General features: G+C 71.0%; 17 protein-coding genes. 16 read left to right on the forward strand and 1 reads right to left on the reverse strand.

Going from position 1 to position 19,576, the window contains the following annotated elements; genetic code table 11:
- The first annotated feature begins 52 nt into the window (after positions 1-52).
- The 11 genes from ABFX46_RS10270 (at position 53) to ABFX46_RS10320 (ending at position 12,383) form a co-directional block, all read left to right on the forward strand.
- A complete protein-coding gene (locus ABFX46_RS10270) occupies positions 53-844 on the forward strand; it encodes a Fic family protein (RefSeq protein ID WP_346041323.1) in 792 nt (263 codons plus the stop codon).
- Between the two features lie 38 nt (positions 845-882).
- Positions 883-1,500, forward strand: a complete 618-nt coding sequence (locus tag ABFX46_RS10275) for a pentapeptide repeat-containing protein (RefSeq protein WP_346041324.1) — start codon at positions 883-885, stop codon at positions 1,498-1,500.
- A gap of 1,298 nt (positions 1,501-2,798) precedes the next feature.
- Positions 2,799-3,875 carry a septum site-determining protein Ssd gene (gene ssd, locus ABFX46_RS10280; protein ID WP_346041326.1) on the forward strand — a complete coding sequence of 359 codons (1,077 nt, stop codon included), beginning with the start codon at positions 2,799-2,801 and terminating at the stop codon, positions 3,873-3,875.
- A gap of 787 nt (positions 3,876-4,662) precedes the next feature.
- The gene (locus ABFX46_RS10285; RefSeq protein ID WP_346041327.1) at positions 4,663-5,814 is read left to right on the forward strand and encodes a TadA family conjugal transfer-associated ATPase; all 1,152 of its coding nucleotides are present in this window, start codon (positions 4,663-4,665) and stop codon (positions 5,812-5,814) included.
- A gap of 8 nt (positions 5,815-5,822) precedes the next feature.
- Positions 5,823-6,506 (forward strand): type II secretion system F family protein, encoded by a 684-nt coding sequence (locus ABFX46_RS10290; protein WP_346041329.1) that lies wholly within the window; start codon positions 5,823-5,825, stop codon positions 6,504-6,506.
- A 577-nt stretch (positions 6,507-7,083) separates the two neighbouring features.
- A complete protein-coding gene (locus ABFX46_RS10295) occupies positions 7,084-7,632 on the forward strand; it encodes a type II secretion system F family protein (protein ID WP_346041438.1) in 549 nt (182 codons plus the stop codon).
- Between the two features lie 88 nt (positions 7,633-7,720).
- A complete protein-coding gene (locus ABFX46_RS10300; RefSeq protein ID WP_346041331.1) occupies positions 7,721-7,915 on the forward strand; it encodes a DUF4244 domain-containing protein in 195 nt (64 codons plus the stop codon).
- The gene (locus ABFX46_RS10305; protein WP_346041440.1) at positions 7,912-8,301 is read left to right on the forward strand and encodes a TadE family type IV pilus minor pilin; all 390 of its coding nucleotides are present in this window, start codon (positions 7,912-7,914) and stop codon (positions 8,299-8,301) included. Before ABFX46_RS10300 ends, ABFX46_RS10305 begins: the two co-directional genes overlap by 4 nt.
- 730 nt (positions 8,302-9,031) lie before the next feature.
- Entirely contained in the window at positions 9,032-9,412 is a 381-nt protein-coding gene (locus ABFX46_RS10310) for an Rv3654c family TadE-like protein (RefSeq protein ID WP_346041442.1), read from the forward strand.
- A gap of 209 nt (positions 9,413-9,621) precedes the next feature.
- Positions 9,622-10,866, forward strand: coding sequence for a hypothetical protein (locus tag ABFX46_RS10315; RefSeq protein WP_346041332.1), 1,245 nt, complete (start codon positions 9,622-9,624; stop codon positions 10,864-10,866).
- A 1,148-nt stretch (positions 10,867-12,014) separates the two neighbouring features.
- Positions 12,015-12,383 (forward strand): hypothetical protein, encoded by a 369-nt coding sequence (locus ABFX46_RS10320; RefSeq protein ID WP_346041334.1) that lies wholly within the window; start codon positions 12,015-12,017, stop codon positions 12,381-12,383.
- 6 nt (positions 12,384-12,389) lie between these two features.
- Here the strand turns inward: ABFX46_RS10320 and ABFX46_RS10325 are convergent, their stop codons facing one another.
- Positions 12,390-14,702, reverse strand: coding sequence for a DEAD/DEAH box helicase (locus ABFX46_RS10325; RefSeq protein WP_346041336.1), 2,313 nt, complete (start codon positions 14,700-14,702; stop codon positions 12,390-12,392).
- A gap of 248 nt (positions 14,703-14,950) precedes the next feature.
- On the opposite strand from ABFX46_RS10325, the gene ABFX46_RS10330 reads away from it, so the two are divergent.
- The 5 genes from ABFX46_RS10330 (at position 14,951) to ABFX46_RS10350 (ending at position 19,574) form a co-directional block, all read left to right on the forward strand.
- Entirely contained in the window at positions 14,951-15,304 is a 354-nt protein-coding gene (locus ABFX46_RS10330) for an STAS domain-containing protein (protein WP_067628471.1), read from the forward strand.
- A 16-nt stretch (positions 15,305-15,320) separates the two neighbouring features.
- Positions 15,321-15,761, forward strand: a complete 441-nt coding sequence (locus tag ABFX46_RS10335; protein WP_346041338.1) for an ATP-binding protein — start codon at positions 15,321-15,323, stop codon at positions 15,759-15,761.
- Between the two features lie 545 nt (positions 15,762-16,306).
- Positions 16,307-18,757: a sodium-translocating pyrophosphatase gene (locus ABFX46_RS10340; RefSeq protein ID WP_346041339.1), complete on the forward strand. Its 2,451-nt coding sequence runs from the start codon at positions 16,307-16,309 to the stop codon at positions 18,755-18,757.
- Between the two features lie 143 nt (positions 18,758-18,900).
- Positions 18,901-19,023 carry a hypothetical protein gene (locus tag ABFX46_RS10345; RefSeq protein ID WP_346041341.1) on the forward strand — a complete coding sequence of 41 codons (123 nt, stop codon included), beginning with the start codon at positions 18,901-18,903 and terminating at the stop codon, positions 19,021-19,023.
- An 83-nt stretch (positions 19,024-19,106) separates the two neighbouring features.
- Positions 19,107-19,574: a SixA phosphatase family protein gene (locus tag ABFX46_RS10350; protein WP_346041343.1), complete on the forward strand. Its 468-nt coding sequence runs from the start codon at positions 19,107-19,109 to the stop codon at positions 19,572-19,574.
- The last annotated feature ends 2 nt before the right edge of the window (positions 19,575-19,576 follow it).

Raw genomic sequence — 19,576 nt, forward strand, 5'->3', positions numbered from 1 at the left:
GCTTCTGCGGGGCGTTTCGCGAGTGCCCGTGCGGACCGCGTAGGGTCGGGCCGTGACCGATGCCCTTGCTGACGTAGCGAAACTGCCCGGCGTGGACGGCGCCGTGGACGACGCGCGCAAAGCCGTCGACCGGCTGCTCGGCCATCGCATCCTGCGGCGGCGCAGTGCCGAGGTGTCCACGGAGTCCGCGTTGCGCGGCGCCCGCGCGTCCGCCGTCCTGGACGGCGCCTCGGTCACGCTGGAGGAGCTCCGCACCACCGACAGCCCGTCCGACCCCGTCGTGCAGGGCGCGCTGCGCGTGTCCGCCGAACTGGGGACGTTGACGGAGACCTGGCGGAAGGCGCCACGCCAGGCGCTCGCCCGGCTCCACGTCCTCGCGGCGGCCGATGCGGTCGACGGCGCCGATCTGGGACGTCCGCGCTCGGCCGACACCGTCTCGCAGGACGTCCTCGCCCTTGGTGAGCCGCCGTCGCCGTCCGAGGTGGCGGCGCGCCTGGACGCCCTTAGCGGGCTTTTGACTTCCCCGACGAAAGCGCCGGCGCTGGTGGTCTCGGCCGTCGTGCACGGCGAGCTGCTGACGCTGCGTCCGTTCGGCTGGGGGGACGGCCTGGTCGCGCGTGCCGCTCAGCGGCTCACCTTGGTGTCCCGTGGGCTCGACCCCAAGTCGCTGGTCGCGCCCGAGGTCGGGCACCTGGAACTTCAGGACGAGTACGCGTCGGCCTTGCGGGACTACGCGTCCGGCACGTCCGAGGGCGTCGCGCGGTGGATCGTGCACTGCTCGTCCGCCATCGCCGCCGCGGCGAGGGACTCGCAGGCGATCTGCGAAGCGTTCATGCGCGGCTGAGCGCTCATTCTGTCGGTGCGTGCGGCCATGCTGGTCAGATGGCCGAACGCATGCACGGACGTCCTGCGCCCCCGACCGAGACCACGGTCTCGGCGGCGAACTGGGATTCGCGCGACCTGACGGGCGAGAACCACCAGAGCGTCCTGTTCGTGGACGTCGACATGACCGAGGCAAGCGGCGTTGGTGCCGTCTTCACCGACTGCACGTTCCGCGGGGTGCGTTTCAACGCGTCCACCCACACCGATGCGGCGTTCCTGAACTGCACCTTCGTCCGCTGCGGGTTCTTCGACGCCACCTTCAGCGGATGCAAGCTCGTGGGCAGCATGTTCGACGGCTGCACGTACGACCTGCTGAAGGTGAAGGGCGGCGACTGGTCGTTCACGGGCCTGCCGGGGGCCGACCTGCGCCGGGCGTCGTTCACGGACGTGCGCATGCGCGAGGCCGACCTGACCGGTGCGCGCTGCGCGGGGGCGGAGATCCGCGGCGTCGACCTGTCGGGCGCGGCGCTGCACCAGGCGGACTTCTCCGGCTGTGATCTGCGCGGCACCGACCTCTCCGCGATGGACCCGTTCGCCAACGGGCTGAGGGGCGCGGTGATCGACGCGTATCAGGCGGTCGTCCTGGCGACGTCCCTCGGCCTGGACGTCCGCGCGTAGGGCTCCCGGAACCCCAAGCGAACGGCGCCCCGCTGAGGGACGCCGTCGCCAGTCACGTCAGACCGGGTTACCAAGCGTGCACCTCGAATCCGTCGGATCGGGTCAAGCCCGTCTCGACGCGCCTCCCGCGGCTGGTCGCGCGTGGGTGCCCGGCTGCCGTGCTCGGACACGTGGTCCGTAGACCCTGTCTACGCCTCATTTGCCCTGTTGACAAGCCCCTCTTCGGAAAGGCCGGCCGACTGTCGGAGCGCGGTACCGGACGGGACACGGGTGCCTGATGGGGGCGACGGGGGATATTCCGGACTATCCGTAACTGCCATCGCGGTCCCGGAATTGATCACTCACCGTGATCGTTTCTTTTTGGCCGCCGATCGGGGATGCGGCCGGAAGGATCTTTAGATGTGCTGTACGCTCCCACTTCCGTCCCGATGCACTTCGTGTGCTCGGGCGCGGTACGCCCTACCGTGGAGGGCATGGCGCCGCCCGGCGCCCCGGCGGGGGCATCCTGCCTGCCAGAGGAGAAAAATCGTCATCTGGCGGGCGAGTTTGCACCTCGACGGAACTCTCGGCGATCGGGCAGCATATGTTGTAACTGCCTAGACTGGAGTCAGTGAGTTTGCCTCTGCCATAGGGCTCACTTACGCACGGCATACCCTGAACTCCAAGTGAGACTTTCCTGGAAACGGATCGGCTCTACCCCCCCGGAGCCGGCCCGCCCGGCGACCCCCGCTCTCCCCCCCCGGCGGGGGTCGCCCAGTCTCCGGTGCGGGCGGCGGCCCCAACCGCCGCCGCCCGCCCCGAGGCATCCACCAGCCCCTCCGGAAACCCCCACCGCCCGCCCAGCGCCCGCCACCGGCCGGTGATGGCCCACCGCCTACCAACCGCCCGCCTGTCACTCGCCGTCCGCCGCTGAACCGCCGCGGACACGCCATCCGTCGGCCTGCTGCCGGTCGCCGGCCCGGTGGTCGGCCGCCCACTCGTTGCACCCCGCCTGTCGCCGTTTGCCGCCACCGGCCCCAACCAGCGGTCGGCCGCCTGACGCCCGTCACTGGTCGCTGATGGTCCACCGCCAACCCGCTGGCCGTTTGTCACCGCCATCTGCCGCCGGTTGTGCGTCGTCCGCCGCCCGCCTCCGTCCGCCTGCCGCCAGTGGTCGGGCGCCTGGCCGCTGGACGCCCGTGGCCCGGGTCTGCCGTTGGCTGATGCCCGCCGAAGTTATCCACAGTTTGTGGAACCGCGTCGTCCGCTGCACCCCGGGACGCAAGGTGGGTGTCTCCGAACGTCGAAGGAGCATCCGAATGAACCTCGCGGCACTGATCGTCACCGGTGACCCCGCCCTCGCCGACGGCCTGCTCCGGCTCGCGGCCGCCGCCGACGCCCACGCGGAGGTCGCCTATGGGCCCGACGAGGCCAGACCCGCCTGGACGTGGCCGGCCCTGATCCTCGTGGGCGCCGACATGGCCGCCGACGTGGCGTCCGCCGGTCTCCAGCGCCGCCCCGGCGTCGTCCTCGTCACGTCCGAAGGCGCCACTTCCGAGGCCTACCGCCTCGCGGTCGAGGCGGGCGCGCAGGACGTCGCCGCGTTGCCCGACCACGAGGACTGGCTGATCAACGCGTTCGCCGCCGCCTGCGAGCCCGAAGGCGGCTGGGCGACCACCCTCTGCGTCGTCGGCTCCCGTGGTGGCGCCGGCGCCAGCGTCCTCGCCACCGCACTCGGCCTGGCCGCCGCAGGCCAGGGCCTGCGCACCCTCCTCATCGACGCCGACCCGTTCGGCGGCGGCATCGACCTCATGCTGGGGCTGGAGGAGCACGAGGGCGTCCGCTGGCATGACCTGGCCGAACGCCGCGGCCGCCTGAACACCGCGACGCTCCGCGAGGCGCTTCCTCGCACGGGCGACCTCTCCGTCCTGTCCTGGCGGCGTGGTGAACCCGTCCCCGTCTCGGACGAGGCCGTCCGCACCCTGTTCGACGCCGCCGTCCGCGGCTTCGACCTGGTCATCGCGGACGTCCCCCGCTACCCGGGCGACGTCGGCCGCGCCGCCCTGCGCTCCGCCGACATCACGTTCCTGCTCGTCCCCGCCGAGGTCCGTGCGACGGTCGCCGCCGACGGCCTGGCCACCGCCCTCCGCCGCGACACCGCCGACCTGCGCCTGGTCGTCCAGGGCCCGTCCCCCGGCGGCCTCACCCCCGACGCGGTGGCCCACGCCCTGAACCTCCCGTCCGCCGGCACCTTCGACCGCGACCGCCGCCTCCCCACCGCCACGGACGAGGGAGCCCTAGAACGAGCCTGCCGCCGCGGCCCCCTAGCGGACTTCTGCACCAAGACCTTGGCCGACCTGGCCCTCCAGCCCTACGCCTACCGAGAAGCAGCATGACCCCACCCACAACGAGACGCTCCTACAACGAAGCGCTTCTGCGATGCGCCACCTCCACGGCACCCCGACGAGCCGGCCCTCCCACAACGCGACGACCCCACAAGGCCCCGTCGCCACTATGCGGCGCTCCGACTACGCGCTGCCTTTACGCTGCGCTCCCGGCGATGCGGCGGCCCAACGCGGCGGCGCCACCACCACGTGACAGTCCCGCAAGGCGGTGGCTGAACTGCGCAGCGCCGCGCGGGGCGCTCCTGGCGATGTGGCGGTCCGACGGTGCGGCGCCACCATCACGTGGTGGTCCTGCAAGGCGGTGGCCGAACTGCGCAGCGCCGGGCGGCGTGCTCTTGGCGATGTGGCGGTCCGACGCGGCGGCGCCACGACGATGCGGCGGTCTCTCAACCTGGCGGCCTACGCGGCCCCCACTACGCGGCGGCACCATCGAGGCGTTCGCGCTACTGGCCCTCATGCACGACGCGCCACTTCAACAACGTGGCGTGCGACAACGCGGCGCACATCGTCCGGCCTGCGCAATGTCTGGCTCCGCAAGGACCGGCTCCGCAGCGGCCTGCCCTGTCCCATCAGCGCTCCCACGGGCGGCCCCGCGATCGGGATACGCCGGTCGGCAACGGGGACACGCTGCCCTCTCGGGTCATCCGGTAGGTGTCAAGCAGTTCGCCGCAGCCAGACGGCGAGCCGGGCGTTCAGTCGTGGACGGGAGGAAGCGGAGGGAAGTGGGGCATGCCGTGAACGTCGCGGCGTGGAGTGGGTTGTTCTGGAGGGGAGAGGCGTGAACAGGTTGTCGGACGCGGTGCGGGATCGGCTCGCTGGCAGCGGCGGGGAGGCGACGACAGGGCGGGTCGCCGCAGCGCTACGTGCGGAGGAGCGGCTGCTCGGCGATCGTGAGGTACTGGCGTTGGCGGACGAGTTATGCGCAGAGTTCGTCGGCGCCGGGCCACTGGAGCCGTTGCTGCGGTCCCCCGATGTCACCGACGTCCTGGTGAACGGCCCGGACGAGGTCTGGGCGGACACAGGCGCCGGCCTCGTCCGCACCCCAGTGCGCTTCACCGACGAGGCGACGCTGCGGCGCTTGGCTCAGCGCCTCACCGCTGCCGCCGGACGCCGACTCGATGACGCGGCTCCCTATGCGGACGCCCGGTTGCCGGGCGGAGTTCGGCTCCATGCCGTCCTGCCGCCGGTGGCTGCGGGCGGCACATGCCTGTCCCTCCGGCTGCCCCGGCGCCGGGCCTTCACCCTGGACGAACTGGTCACGGCCCGGACCATCCCACCCGAGGGAGCCGACCTCCTCGCGGCACTCATCGAATCCCGCGCCGCCTTCCTGATCACCGGTGGCACCGGATCCGGAAAGACCACTCTCCTGAGCGGTCTGCTGTCCTTGGCGAGCCCCACTGAACGACTGGTTCTCGTCGAAGACTCCGCCGAGCTCAAACCGGACCATCCGCACGTAGTACGACTGGAGGCCCGTCCGCCCAATGTGGAGGGCGCCGGAGGCGTGACGTTGAACGACCTCGTCCGCCAGGCACTCCGCATGCGCCCCGACCGCCTCGTGGTGGGTGAAGTAAGGGGCCACGAGGTTGTGGTCCTGCTGCAAGCGCTCAACACGGGACACGAAGGCGGCTGCGGAACCCTTCACGCCAACACGGCCGCAGACGTACCGGCTCGGCTCGAGGCGCTGGCCTGCGCGGCCGGCCTGAGCCGGGAAGCGGTCCACAGCCAGTTGGCCGCCGCCTTGGACGTCGTCGTCCACCTGGTGCGCGATCCGGGTGGAGGCCACCGCCGAGTGGCCGAGATCTGCCTCCTGCGCCGGGCACCGGACGGGCTCGTCGGCGTCGTACCCGCGGTCTCTTTCACCGCGTCCGGCGAAGTCGTCCCAGCACACGGTGCCAATGCCCTCCAAGCCAGGTTGCGAGGGCGCCGATGATCGCCCCATTGGCGGCTCTCTGCTCGGCCGCCGCCGTCTGGATGCTCCTGACCCCCGCTCCCGCCCTCCGCCGCCTCGACCGCCTCGTGTCGCCTCCGCCCATCGACCTCTTGCGCGTCCTCAAGGCCCGGGTGGCTGCGCTGAGGGAACAGAGGACCCTGCCGCAGCGCCGACGGACGTCCGTCATCGAACTGTGCGATGCCATGGCCGCCGAACTGTCCGCCGGCCGGACCCCCGACGAGGCGTTCGCGGCGGCCGCCGCCGTCCTGGACCCACAGGTGTCACGGGAACTCCTCCACGCCCCCCGTCCGCCGCCAGAGAATCTGGACGAGCTGGCGATCAGGCCGGGAGCGGAAGGGCTGCGCCTCCTGGCGGCCTGCTGGCGCATCGGTGCGGAACGCGGCGGCACGCTTGCCACCGTCCTGGACGGCTTGGCGGGCGCACTCCGCGACGAAGAGTCCCAGCGCCAGGACGTGGCCGTCCACCTGGCCGGGCCCCGAGCCACGGCTCGCCTGCTCGCCTTGCTCCCCCTCCTTGGCCTGGGTATGGCGGCGGCCCTGGGAGCCCACCCGATCCCGTTCCTTTGCACCACCCTCCCGGGGCTGGCATGCCTGATCACGGGCACAGCCCTCAACCTGCTCGGCCTCCACTGGACCCGCCGCCTGGCCAAGTCCGCTGAGTCCCCTTACTAACCGTCCACAGTCCGTCCGCTACTAATTCACCCCGGCTCGGCGCTCAACTGCCGTTCGAGATCAAGGACATCGCGGTCGAGGCTGGCAGACCGCTCACGGTGGGCCTGCCGCTCACCGGCACCTTCGACATCGACCCCACACGGCGCTCACATCGGACGCGCGCTGTTCCACCGCTGGCCGGTGGCCGCATTGCGGATGTCAGGGCGGGCTTCGACCGGCCAGGTCTGGGACCGGGGCCCGCTCTTGGAGCGTCGACCTCGCGCAGCCGCGAGACATGGACAAACGGAGAGGTCAGTGAGTGATGACCGCGTTGGCGGCCGTGCTCTGCGCGGCAGTTGCGGCGTTTCTTCTCCCTCGGCGGAAGAACACCGGGGCCAAGAGGTTGATGAGCCAGTTCCGGGAACGTCCGCCATCCGAAAACCCGAGCGGGAGAGACCCGCGGCGCTCCAACCAGCATGGGACGGAAGAAGCCGCGCGGATGGGCAGCGACGACGGGACTCGTCGGCAGGAAGGCCGAGTACGCGACGTCCTCCTTCGGCGTGTGGCTGCGGGCGCGACAGGGGTGCTCTGCCTCGTGATGTTCGGAGGCCTGACGGGCGCCGTCGTAGGAGTCCTCGCCGCCGTGGCCGTCTGGTTCGCGTTCGGACGCGTGGGAAGCGCGGAGCGCAGGCGCAGACGGGCGCGCCTCGTCGCGGACCTCCCCGTCGCAGTGGACCTCCTTGCCGCATGCCTCCGCGGCGGTGCCCCATGGCAGGACGCGGTGGCCGCGGTCGCGGACGCGGTCGGAGGGCCCCTCGGGGACGAGTTGCGGGCCGTTTCCGTCCAGATCCGGCTGGGAGCCGATCCTGCGGAGGCATGGCTCGCGCTCACGAAGGAGCCGATGCTCGCGCCGCTGGCCCGTGCGGCGGTCCGTGCGGCGTCCACCGGATCGGCCCTGGCGCCGTCCCTCAGCCGGCTCGCGCGCGATCAGCGCCGTACGGCGCGTGCGGCGGCCGCTGAGAGAGCCCGTGCCGCGGGCATCCGGGCGCTGGCCCCGCTAGGGCTCTGCTTCCTGCCCGCCTTCATCCTCCTCGGCGTCGTCCCGGCCGTCGCGGGGATCGCTTCGACGATCCTCGTGCCCTGGTGAGCCGGGGTTTTCCACAGAATCGCGTTCGGGCGTCGTCGGGAGCCCCGGCACAGCAGCCTTGAGAAGAACCACGAGCGAAAGGAGCCCCATGCGGGCGATGAAGATGGTGGTGCAGCGGTGGTCCACAATGTGCGGGGACCGCGGGATGTCCACCGCGGAATACGCGGTCGGCACCATCGCCGCGGCGGCCTTCGCCGGCCTGCTGTTCAAGATCCTCACGAGCTCACAGGTGAAATCCCTGCTCTTACAGATCATCGAGAAGGCACTCAAAATCGCCAGCTGAGGGATCGCGGGACGGCCACGGCGGAGATCGCCGTGGCGCTCCCCGCCCTCGTGCTGATCACAGCTGTCGCGCTGTGGGGCTTGTCCGCTGTGTCCGTGCAGCTCACCTGCACGGACGCCGCCCGGACCGGCGCCCGCGCGGCGGCGAGGGGCGAGTCCCTCACCGCCGTCCGAGACCTCGTGGTGAGGGCCGTTCCGAAAGGGGCGACCGTGCGTGTCCGCCGCGACGAGGCCACCGTCCACGTGGACGTGTCCACCCCCGTCGCACCCCCAGCGGCCGTTGGCCTCCCGTCCTTGATCGTCCATGCCCACGTGGCCGCCGCAACAGAACCCGGCGTCGGCCGACACACCGAAGACCAGACAGGAGGTGAAGATCCAGGGCAGTAAGCATCCCTGCGCGAGGTGCGTCGCCATCACTCGGTGCGATACATGACCCGCCGAGGGCACGAGCGGGCTACTGCTGGCACCCAGCGACATGCTTAGTGCGGCCCCGTCCGCGCGCATTAGCGCTGAAGCCGGGCTGACTGCATACGCGTGTAGGTCGCGCCTACGCGGGCTGGCCGGCTACGTGGGCCAGTTGGGGCGCCTGGCCACGCCGGTCGACCGTCTAGGCGGGCCAACCCGCTGACCTGCGGCCTGTTAAGCGGATCGGCTTGCTGCAAGAAGTTCGTCTATTGCTGCGCCTGTCCGACCGCGAGAGTCGGTCGACTGCGTGGGTTGGTCGGCTGCATGGGGCGGTCTGTTATGGGGGCGGCCGGCCATGCGCGCCGGTCGGTTATACGGGGTTGGTGGTTACGTGGCCTGGGTGGTCGCGAGCCCGCTACCGGACCGGTTGGGCGCCGGACAGGCCAGCCACGCGGGTCTGTTGGGTGCGGGGCGGCCAGCCGCGTGGGTCTGTTGGGTGCGGGGCGGCCAGCCGCGTGGGTCCGTTGGGTGCGGGGCGGCCAGCCGCGTGGGTCCGTTGGGTGCGGGGCGGCCAGCCGCGTGGATCGGTTGGGGGCCGGACGGTCGGCCCCGTGGGTCAGTGGTTGCGGGGGCCGGCGCGGGGCCGGTCGGGTGTGGGGTGGGTGGGTGATTGGGGTGTCCAACTGGTGGATTGGAGATTGGAGGGGGCGTGGTGTCGTGGTCGCGGTTGTGGGGGACGGATCGGGGGTCGGGGACGATCTGGGTGGTGGCGTTCGCTGCCGTTGTGTGGGTCGCTGGAGTGGCGGCGATCGCGGTGGGCGGGGTGCGGGCGGCGCGGCACCGGGGGGATGCCGCAGCCGACATGGCGGCGTTGGCGGCCGCCGCGTACGTCGCGGAAGGGGATGAAGCCGCTTGCCGGCGGGCCGCGGACATCGCGGTCGAGTCCGGTGCCCGGCTGTCCGGTTGCCGGGTGAGCGGAGACACCGCCGCGGTCTCGGTGACCGTCCCGCTGAAGGTGCCGATGGGGATCGGGAACCTGCGAGTCGTTTCCCGGGCCAGGGCTGGCCCCGTGGGGCGAGACGGCGTACCCTGACGCGACACGGCTCGTTGCACTGGATGTCAATAGGGTGGGAGGTGTCGCGGAGGATGCCAACCCGTTTCTCTTTGTCATCGTCCTGTGACTTCTGCTACCCGGTGGTACGTTACGCTGCTGTAAGCCCATAGTTACCACCGGACGCGTATGCCCCCCGCAGGCCCTCGGCGGGATGAAGACGAGCAGGACGCTGTCGAAGGGATTGAGGCGTGACCATCATTCGCAGGATCGGTGCAGTCGCGCTCGCGGCGCCCCTTGCGATGAGCTTTCCCGTGCTCGCCGCGCTGCCCGCGCAGGCGGCCTCGACGAGTGTGATCACCCCGGCGGACGGGGCGGTCATCACCAGCGGGTCCCAGCTGACGGCCAAGGCGCACTTCGACTTCGCGGTCACCATGCAGCTGCGGGTGAACGGCCCCGGAATCGGCGACATGTTCCTCGCCGAGAAGGGCTTCTCCGGGGACATGGCCGGCACCTTCCCGATCACCCGGAACGGTTCCTACAAGGTCTTCCTCAAGGGGAAGCAGACCGGGCACATCTACGACTCCAACACCTTCACGGTGCGGATCGCTCCGGCCGCTCCCACCGGAGTTTCCGCGAACGTGTCCGGCCGAAAGCTCGTCGTGAAGTGGAACCGCGGCCTGGAGGACGACCTCATCGGCTACGCGCTCTCCGGCTCCGGGTTGAAGTCCAGGTCGGGCTCGGTCGGCTCCCTCTGCCAGGGGACCAGCTGCTCGGCCACCTTGTCGCTGACCCGGTCCAGCGGTGCCGTCGCCGTGGGCGTCCGCGCGAGCCGCTCCAACGGCACGGGTGGGTCGCTGTACTCGAGTACCTCTTCGGCAACCGCCAACGTGGGCGGCGTTTCCGGGACGCTTCCCGGTGGGGGCAGCGTTCCGTCCCTCCCGTCCAACTCCAGCGTCCCCAGCGCCAACACGCCGCTGACGCCGTTCAACAACGAGTCGCCGGTCACGCTCCCGTCCGTCCAGCCGGACGGCGCGACGCCCGGCTTCACCTACCCGGCGCCCCAGATCGCCACCGACTCGCCGAAGGCCCAGAACGTTGCGGCCACCGACCGGCTCCAGTGGGGCAAGAGCGTGGGCATCGCGCTGATCCTGCTGATCGTCGCCGCCCACCTCGGGACCTGGACGCGGCGTCTGCGCGTCGCCCAGGCGGGCACCAGCAGCAATGGCATGGCAGCCCGGATCGCGCGGAGCGGCACCGGCCGCAAGCGGGTCAAAAAGGCCCAGGAGCAGATCGCGCGCGCCGAGGCCATCGCCAAGACGGGCCCGGTCCTGTCCGGCATCAAGCAGGCGAAGTCCGCCGGCAAGTCGGCATCGAAGACCAAGCCCGCGCGCCGTCCCGCGACTCTCGGCAAGGCTTCTGGCGGCGTGAACGTCCGCCTCGCGAAACCCACCCCCGAGAACAACAAGCCCAAGCACGGCCGCCGCCGCAAGTAACCGCAAGCACCCCGCGACATCACCAAAACTCGCCCCGGCTCGCATCCGGTCGGCCTAAAGCACCCCGCTGGCTTTGCGCCCCGCTTACCTAGCATCCCGTCGGGCTCGCTTCGGGTCGGGCTAGCACCGCGTTGGGCTCGCGTCGGCTCGGGCTTGCGTCGGGGCGGGCTCGCGTCGCGTTGGGCTCGCCTTGGGCTAGCACCGCGTGGGGCTCGTGTCGGGTCGGGCTCGCGTCGCGTTGGGCTCGCCTTGGGCTAGCACCGCGTCGGGCTCGCCTCGGGCTAGCACCGCGTGGGGCTCGCGTCGGGTCGGGCTCGCCTCGGGTCGGGCTCGCGTCGCGTTGGGCTCGCCTTGGGCTAGCACCGCGTCGGGCTCGCCTCGGGCTAGCACCGCGTGGGGCTCGCGTCGCGTGGGGCTCGCGTCGGGTCGGGCTCGCCTCGGGCTAGCACCGCGTCGGGCTCGCCTCGGGCTAGCGTCGGGTCGGGCTCGCCTCGGGTTGGGCTAGCACCGCGTTGGGCCGGGGGTGCGTCGCGGTGGCTTCGTATCGTTTCGGGCTGGCGGTGGGTCGGGCTTGGGTCGCGTTGGGCTTGTGGGTGGTGAAGGTAGGGGGGGTTGGACGCGGCGGGGGCGCCTGCCGATACTGCGCCGTCACTGATCGGGAACTGGATCGCGTAGCCATGGGGCCGCTGCACAGCGTCCTGACGCACGGTGTTGTGGGTACACGTCTGTCTCGCGGTGTGTGTGCCGTAGTTACGGGGGCGCTGCAAGGCTGTCGCATGCGTTGCGGGCGCAGGTGCGACATCGCGCACCGCTTGGTGCCGGGGGATGGGGTTCGCGCGGGCGTGCTGTGTCTGTGGGGGCGGTGTTGCCGTGTTTTGTGTGGAGTTGGGCTTGGGGTAGTGGTGCCTGGTCGCGTGGGGGGTGGGTTCGGGTTTGTTGGGCGTTTGTGCGGTGTGGAGGGGCTGCGGGTCCTGCTGTGTTGGGCGGGGTGGGGGCGAGGGGGGCGACGGCTGGGTGGGGCTGGCGGGGGGTTTGGGCAGGGTCTAGGCTGCCTTGCCAGTTGGATCACCCGGTTCGTCCGACAATGCGTCCTGTCGTCCGAGACCTCGGTCCTGTTCGTTGGGGCCGGATGGAGAGGAGACCTCCGCATGATCTTCCTGGGGCTGATCGTCGCGCTCGCCGCCGGTGCGGTGGGCGTGGCCGTGGTACTGGACAACACGGGCGGCGCGCAGATGTCCGTGTTCGGCGACGCGATTCCAGGGGTCACGCAGGAGTGGCACATCTTCATGGCCGGGGCCGTGGTGGCGATCGTGTTCATGGCCGGTGTGATGGTGGCGGCGCTGGGCTTCAGGCGGGCGATCAACGTGCGCCGTGAGCTGCGCGACCTGCGGGAAGAGCATGAGGAGTCGCTGCAGACGCTGGAGATGGAGCGGCGGAAGTTGCAGCAGGCGCTCGCCCAGGCACGCCGCGGGATGGACGGGCCTTCGGTGCCGGCCCAGCGCGTCGCACCGAACTGAGGCCCGCTACTCGGGAGCCTTGGCCAGGAGGACGGCGAGGAGAGACAAGGCGCCTTGCTTGTCCAGGGGGTCGTTGCCGTTGCCGCACTTCGGTGACTGAATGCAGGACGGGCAGCCCGTGTCGCACTCGCAGGACTCGATGGCGTCTCGTGTCGCGTGGAGCCAGGACGAGGCGTCCGCGTAACCCCGTTCGGCGAATCCGGCGCCTCCCTCATGGCCGTCGTACACGAAGACGGTGAGCAGGCCCGTGTCGGGGTGGACGGCCGTGGACACGCCGCCGATGTCCCAGCGGTCGCATGTGGCGAACAGGGGCAGCAGGCCGATCGAGGCGTGTTCGGCGGCGTGGGCGGCGCCCGCCAGGTCGAGATCGTCGTCCAGGGACGAGATCTGCGATTCGGAGAGCGTCCACCACACGGCGCGGGTGCGCAGGGTGCGGGGCGGTAGGTCGAGGGGCTTCTCGCCGAGCATCTCGCCTGTCTGCAGGCGGCGCATCTGGTAGGCGACCACCTGGCGGGTGACTTCGACGGTTCCGAAGCAGAGTGTGGCCTCGCCCCAGGAAATCGAGCGGAGCCGTTCGACGATGCTGATGTCGGTCACGTCGCGGGCGGTCGTCGAGTAGTCGGGGTCGGCCGCTTCTACGAGCGCGACGGAGTCGTCCAGGTCGAGTGTCTGGACGATGTAGGACTCGCCCTGGTGGATGTAGACGGCGCCTTCGTGGACGGTCGTGTGCGCCGATGCCTCGTCCACGGTGCCGAGGAGGCGTCCGGTCGACATCTCGACCACCTGGATGGGGGCGCCGCCCGCTCCGCGGATGTCGGCCAGGTCGGCGGCCTTGTCGCGGCGCGTCCAGTACCAGCCGGCGGGGCGCCGGCGGAGGAGGCCGCGGCGGACGAGGTCGGGCAGCAGGTCGGCGGTCGCCGGGCCGAACAGCGGGAGGTCGTCCTCGGTGAGCGGGATCTCGGACGCGGCGGAGCAGAGGTGCGGTTCCAGGACGTAGGGGTTGTCCGGGTCGAGGACGGTCGCCTCGACCGGCGTCCCGAAGATCGCCTCGGGGTGGTGGACGAGGAACGTGTCGAGCGGATCGTCCCGGGCCACGAGAATGGCGAGGGCGGGTTGCCCGGAACGTCCGGCACGTCCGGCCTGCTGCCAGAGGGACGCGCGGGTGCCGGGCCAGCCGCAGACGAGGACGGCGTCCAGCCCGGAGACGTCCACCCCCAGTTCAAGGGCGTTCGTGCTCGCCAAGCCGACGATGGAGCGGGAGCGAAGGGCTGCTTCGAGCGCACGCCGTTCCTCGGGCAGATAGCCCGCGCGGTAAGCGGCGACCTGGTCGGCCAAGGCCGGCGTGACCTCGTGCAGCGCGCGCTTGGCGCTGAGGGCCACCGACTCTGCCCCGCGCCTGGTCCGGACGAACGCGAGAGTCTGGACGCCCTCCACAACGAGGTCCGCTAGAAGGTCGCCTGCCTCGGCCGTGGCGGTACGACGGACGGGTGCACCGCGCTCACCGCGCAGCTCCGTCAACGGCGGCTCCCATAGGGCGAACGTTGCCGGGCCACGCGGTGATGCGTCGTCGTCCACGGCGATGACGTCCAGCCCGGTAAGGCGGGACGCGGCAGACGCGGGCGACGACGTCGTCGCCGACGCGAGAATGAACGTCGGCGACGCGTGATACCGCTTGCACACCCGGCGCAACCGCCGCAGCACCTGTGCGACGTGGGACCCGAACACGCCCCGGTAACCATGGGCCTCGTCGATGACGACGTAGCGGAGGCGGCGCAGGAAAGAGGACCACCGGGCATGCCCAGGCAGGATCGATCGGTGCAGCATGTCCGGGTTCGTCAGCACGTAGTTCGCGTGCTGCCGGACCCACGTCCGCTCGTCGTGCGGCGTGTCGCCGTCGTAGGTCGCCGCCCGCACCCGCGTGAGGTGCAGGGAGCGGAGCGCCCGGAGCTGGTCGGCGGCCAGCGCCTTGGTCGGCGACAGGTAGAGGACCGTCCCCTCCTGACGAGGGTTGTCCTCCCCGGCATGGATCGCCTCGATGCAGGGCAGCAGGTAGGCGAGGGATTTGCCGGACGCGGTCCCTGTGGCGATGATCACAGACCGTCCCGCGCGGGCGTGTTCGGCGGCGGTGGCCTGGTGCTCCCAGGGCGCCTCGATGCCGGCCGCCGCGAGACGCTCGACGAGCAGCGGGGGCGCCCACGCCGGCCAGCCGGCTCGGCGGCCCTGACGTGCGGGAACGCTCTCCACATGGGTGATGCGCCCGCGCCGCGACGGGTCGGCGAGGAGCCGGTCGAGGGGAGTTGAAGATCTTTGGACGCCCATCAGGTTTTCAGTTTGCCAGCCTGGGCAAAACTACGGGAACGCCCCGGCGCCGGTGGCCTGTCCTCCCCTGCCCTGACCGGTAGATCAGCAGGTCAGACGGGACGGCGCGAACTTTCGCCCGAGTGGGCGATTACGTGCGTGTACGACGCCGGAGCGTGGTTGAATCACGGCGAAGTCTCGATGGCCGGCCGCCGTCCGGCGGCCCGGGCATCGGGATCGAATAGTGCTGCACGGCGCGTGGAGGATCTGTGGACCTGAAGGTGAACGACTACACCACCGACGATGGCCTCACCGTCATCAACGTGGAGGGCGAGATCGACGTCTACACGGCGCCGAAGCTTCGCGAGAAGCTCATCGACCTGGTCAACAAGGGCAAGTTCCACCTGCTCGTGGACATGGAGAAGGTGGAGTTCCTCGACTCCACCGGCCTCGGCGTCCTCGTCGGCGGGCTCAAGCGGGTGCGCGCCCACGACGGCTCGCTGGAACTGGTGTGCACCCAGGAGCGCATCCTCAAGATCTTCCGGATCACGGGGCTGACCAAGGTCTTCGGCATCCACGACTCGATCGCCGATGCCGAGGCGAAGCGCAAGGACGCGAAGTAGGCGGCCCGCAGCTGAGATGTCGACCGTTGAACTGTCCTTCAGCGCGCTGCCCGTCCACGTACGGACCGCCCGCCTGATCGTGACCGCCGTGGCCCGCCGCAGTGGCGTTGCCGAGCCGCTGCTGGACGAGGTCAGGCTCGCGGTCGGCGAGGCGTGCTCGCGCGCCGTGGAGGCACATCGCCGGCACTGCCCGGACGAGCCCGTCCGCCTCGAGCTGAGCGGCGCCGACCGCCGCTTCGAGGTGACCGTCAGCGACACCGTCCCCGGCGACGACACGCCGGGCGACCTCCAGGCGGCCGTGGACGCGGACGAGTTCGAGCACGGCTGGGGCGAGGGCACCTCCGAGCTGGGTCTGGCCGTCATCGCCGGGCTCGCCGACGACGTGGACATCGCCGCCACGCCGAAGGGGGTCCAGATAAGGATGAGCTGGCCGGCCGAAGCCGAGGCGACCATCTAGACGCGCGCCCGCCCCCACCACGACCAAAGGCCCCGCCACCCCCGGCGGGGCCTTAGTCATGCCCCCACCCGGGCCCTTGGGGGCGCGCGTTCGCCTTGAGAGCGGGGTGTGGGTGGGGGTGGTGAGGGACGTGGGGTGGGGGTTGTGAGATTCTCTTCGGGTTGATCTCGGTTCGGGTCAATTTGGGTCTGGACATATTCCGTGTTAATGCCTAGCTTGAATGGGACGCCGGTCGCCGGGCCGATGCGCCCAGGGTGGTATGCGCTCGGCGGGGTAGCGGCGGGGTAAGGGTTGTCTAACCCAGGCTGACCTGGGGCGATGACGGCTGGACAGGCGTATAGGTCAATTTCCGGCGTATCGCTCGTTGCAATTCGGCGACATCTTCTTCAAGGGCCGGGCGGCCTTAACATTCGACTTGCGCGTGCGTAGACTCCCGGCACCCGCGTTGCCGTGCGAGGTGTTCGAAATCATGACTCGCGGGGTACGCGGTAAAGATCGTCTTCTTTGTGACGATCGCGTCGCAATGCCCCTGTCGAGGAGGACGGATGTCCGGGTTTTCCCTGTCAAGCCCGGCCAGCGCAGAAGTGGATCTCGGCGGCGGCGACCTCTCCCTGGTCGTCGTCGTCGCTGTGATCGCACTGTTGGCACTGGCCGTCGCCGCGGGTCTCGTCCGCGATGTCCTGGCCGCGGGCCAGGGCACCGCCAAGATGCAGGAGATCGCGCGAGCCGTGCAGGTGGGCGCGAGCGCCTACCTGAAACGCCAGTTCCGAACGGTCGCGGTCTTCGTCGTACTGATCCCGCTCGTCCTGCTGCTGCTCCCCGCCGACTCGGCGAGCGAGCGGATCGGACGGTCGGTCTTCTTCGTCATCGGCGCGCTGTTCTCCGCCGTCACCGGGTTCACCGGCATGTGGCTCGCGGTCCGCGGCAACGTCCGGGTGGCCGCCGCCGCCCGCGAGGAGGGCGGCGAGAAGACGGCGATGCGGATCGCGTTCCGCACCGGCGGCGTCGCCGGCATGTTCACCGTCGGGCTCGGCCTGTTCGGCGCCGCGATCGTCGTCCTCGCCTACCAGGGCGACGCGCCGAAGGTGCTGGAGGGCTTCGGGTTCGGCGCCGCGCTGCTCGCCATGTTCATGCGTGTCGGCGGCGGCATCTTCACCAAGGCCGCGGACGTCGGCGCCGACCTCGTCGGCAAGGTCGAGCAGGGCATCCCCGAGGACGACCCGCGCAACGCGGCGACGATCGCCGACAACGTGGGCGACAACGTCGGCGACTGCGCCGGCATGGCCGCCGACCTGTTCGAGTCGTACGCGGTCACGCTGGTCGCGGCGCTCATCCTCGGCACCGCGGCGTTCGGCACTGAGGGCCTGGTGTTCCCGCTGATCGTCCCGATGATCGGCGTGATCACCGCGGTGATCGGCATCTTCGCGGTCGCGCCCCGCTCCGGCGACCGCTCCGGCATGACGGCGATCAACCGCGGGTTCTTCATCTCGGCGGGCATCTCGGCGATCCTCGTCGCGATCGCCGCGTTCGTGTACCTGCCGTCGTCGTTCGCCGACCTGAAGGGCGTCACCGACGAGGCGATCCGCGGCCTGGACGCCGACCCGCGCTGGGTCGCGTTCGGCTCGGTGATCATCGGCATCGTGCTGGCGAGCGTCATCCAGCTGCTCACCGGCTACTTCACCGAGACGAACCGCAAGCCGGTCAAGGAGGTCACCGACAGCGCCCGGACGGGCCCGGCGACCGTCATCCTGTCCGGCATCTCGCTCGGCCTGGAGTCGGCCGTCTACACCGCGCTCGTCATCGGCGGCGCCGTGTACGGGGCGTTCCTGCTCGGCTTCGGCAACACCACCGTCGCGCTGTTCGCGGTGGCGATGGCCGGTACCGGGCTGCTGACCACGGTCGGCGTCATCGTCTCGATGGACACCTTCGGGCCGGTGTCGGACAACGCCCAGGGCATCGCCGAGATGTCCGGGGACGTGCAGGGCGAGGCCGCGTCCGTCCTGGAGCGGCTGGACGCCGTCGGCAACACCACCAAGGCGATCACCAAGGGCATCGCGATCGCGACGGCGGTGCTCGCCGCGACCGCGCTGTTCGGCTCGTTCCGGACGACGGTGATCGCGGCGCTCGGCGACGCGTCCAGCAGCGCCAAGGACGCGATCGGCGCCGAGTTCCTCGACTTCAACCTGTCGATCGCCAGCCCGAACGTGCTGATCGGGATGATCATCGGTGCGGCCGTCGTGTTCCTGTTCTCCGGCCTGGCGATCATGGCGGTGGGCCGGGCGGCCGGACGGGTCGTGGAGGAGGTGCGCAACCAGTTCCGCACCAAGCCCGGGATCATGGACTACACCGAGCAGCCCGACTACGACCGGGTCGTGGACATCTGCACCCGGGACGCGCAGCGCGAGCTGGCCACCCCCGGGCTGCTGGCGATCATGGCGCCGATCGCGGTCGGGTTCGCGTTCGGGTACGCGCCGCTCGGTGCCTACCTGGGCGGCGCGATCGCCGCGGGCGTGCTGATGGCGGTGTTCCTCTCCAACTCCGGCGGCGCCTGGGACAACGCCAAGAAGCTCGTCGAGGAGGGCCACCTCGGCGGCAAGGGCAGCGACGCGCACGAGGCGACGATCATCGGCGACACGGTCGGCGACCCGTTCAAGGACACCGCCGGCCCGTCCATCAACCCGCTGATCAAGGTGATGAACCTGGTCGCGCTGCTGATCGCGGACGCGGTCGTGACGTACGCGGGCAACACCCTGCTGCGCGTCGTCGTGACCGTCCTGTCGGTCGGCGTCATCGTCGCCGCGATCGTGATCTCCAAGCGGCGCGCCGACCCGATCGCCGAGCCGGCCTCCGACCCGGCGTCCGGCGGCAGGCCCGAGTCGGCGGCGGTGGACGGCGGCGGCGACGCCAAGGCCGTGGAGGCCCCGGAGGAGGCGGCCGTCGGCGCCGACTCCAACGGCGCCGCGACCGCCGAGGAGGAGTCCGCCAAGAACACCTGACGGATCACGCGGAGAGGGCCGGCGGCGCTGGAGCCGCCGGCCCTTTCGCATGTCCGGGGTCACGTCGTGACCACGGGGCACCGGCCGTACCCTGGAGACGCGGGTCGGACGTTCCAGGCCCCGGACGGAGATCGGGAGGCGCTGTGGCGAGCAGCGGCGAAGGCAAGCCGGCGATGTCGGGCCCCAAGGGTTTCGCCCTCGTAATCTGCGGCATGCTCGGCATCATGCTCGTGCTGTGGGGCCTCGCGGCCCTCGTCGCCCCCTGACCCTCCCGGGCGCTCCGCGCGCTCCCCGTCGCGAGCCGGTCGTGCGCCGCGACCTCGGGGCCGGTGCGGCCTAGGGTGGCGGCATGCCCATGCTCATCGTGCTTCGGCACGCCAAGGCCGTCGCCGGGTTCGGTACGGCGGACGTCGACCGCGTCCTCAACGACCGCGGGCGCCGCGACGCCGCGGCGGCCGGGGAGTGGCTGCGCGCGAACGGCCTCGTCCCCGACCACGTGCTCTGCTCGCCGGCGGCGCGCACGCGCGAGACGCTCGGCCTGCTCGCGCTGGACGCCGCCGTGACCTACGAGCCGGCGATCTACGCCAACGATCCCGACGGGCTCCTCACCCTGGTCACCGAGGCCCCGGACGACGCTGGGACGCTGCTGCTCGTCGGGCACAACCCGTCCGTGCACCAGCTCGTCCACGACCTGACCGGGCAGGCCCCAGAGGCGTTCCCCACCTGCGCGCTCGCGGTGATCGACCTGCCGGGCGAGTGGGCCGGCGTCCGCCCCGGCCTCGGCACGCTCCGCACCGTCCGCACCCCGAAGGACTGACG

Source organism: Actinomadura chokoriensis (assembly GCF_039529475.1).
Classification (GTDB): Bacteria; Actinomycetota; Actinomycetes; order Streptosporangiales; family Streptosporangiaceae; genus Spirillospora; species Spirillospora bangladeshensis.

Bases quoted from the DNA above. Each gene is read 5' to 3' on its own strand.
- ABFX46_RS10300 (WP_346041331.1), top strand. From the start codon at position 7,721: ATGCGGGCGATGAAGATGGTGGTGCAGCGGTGGTCCACAATGTGCGGG.
- ABFX46_RS10275 (WP_346041324.1), top strand. From the start codon at position 883: ATGGCCGAACGCATGCACGGACGTCCTGCGCCCCCGACCGAGACCACG.
- ABFX46_RS10335 (WP_346041338.1), top strand. From the start codon at position 15,321: ATGTCGACCGTTGAACTGTCCTTCAGCGCGCTGCCCGTCCACGTACGG.
- ABFX46_RS10325 (WP_346041336.1), bottom strand. From the start codon at position 14,702: ATGGGCGTCCAAAGATCTTCAACTCCCCTCGACCGGCTCCTCGCCGAC.
- ABFX46_RS10340 (WP_346041339.1), top strand. From the start codon at position 16,307: ATGTCCGGGTTTTCCCTGTCAAGCCCGGCCAGCGCAGAAGTGGATCTC.
- ssd (WP_346041326.1), top strand. From the start codon at position 2,799: ATGAACCTCGCGGCACTGATCGTCACCGGTGACCCCGCCCTCGCCGAC.
- ABFX46_RS10350 (WP_346041343.1), top strand. From the start codon at position 19,107: ATGCCCATGCTCATCGTGCTTCGGCACGCCAAGGCCGTCGCCGGGTTC.
- ABFX46_RS10295 (WP_346041438.1), top strand. From the start codon at position 7,084: ATGTTCGGAGGCCTGACGGGCGCCGTCGTAGGAGTCCTCGCCGCCGTG.
- ABFX46_RS10320 (WP_346041334.1), top strand. From the start codon at position 12,015: ATGATCTTCCTGGGGCTGATCGTCGCGCTCGCCGCCGGTGCGGTGGGC.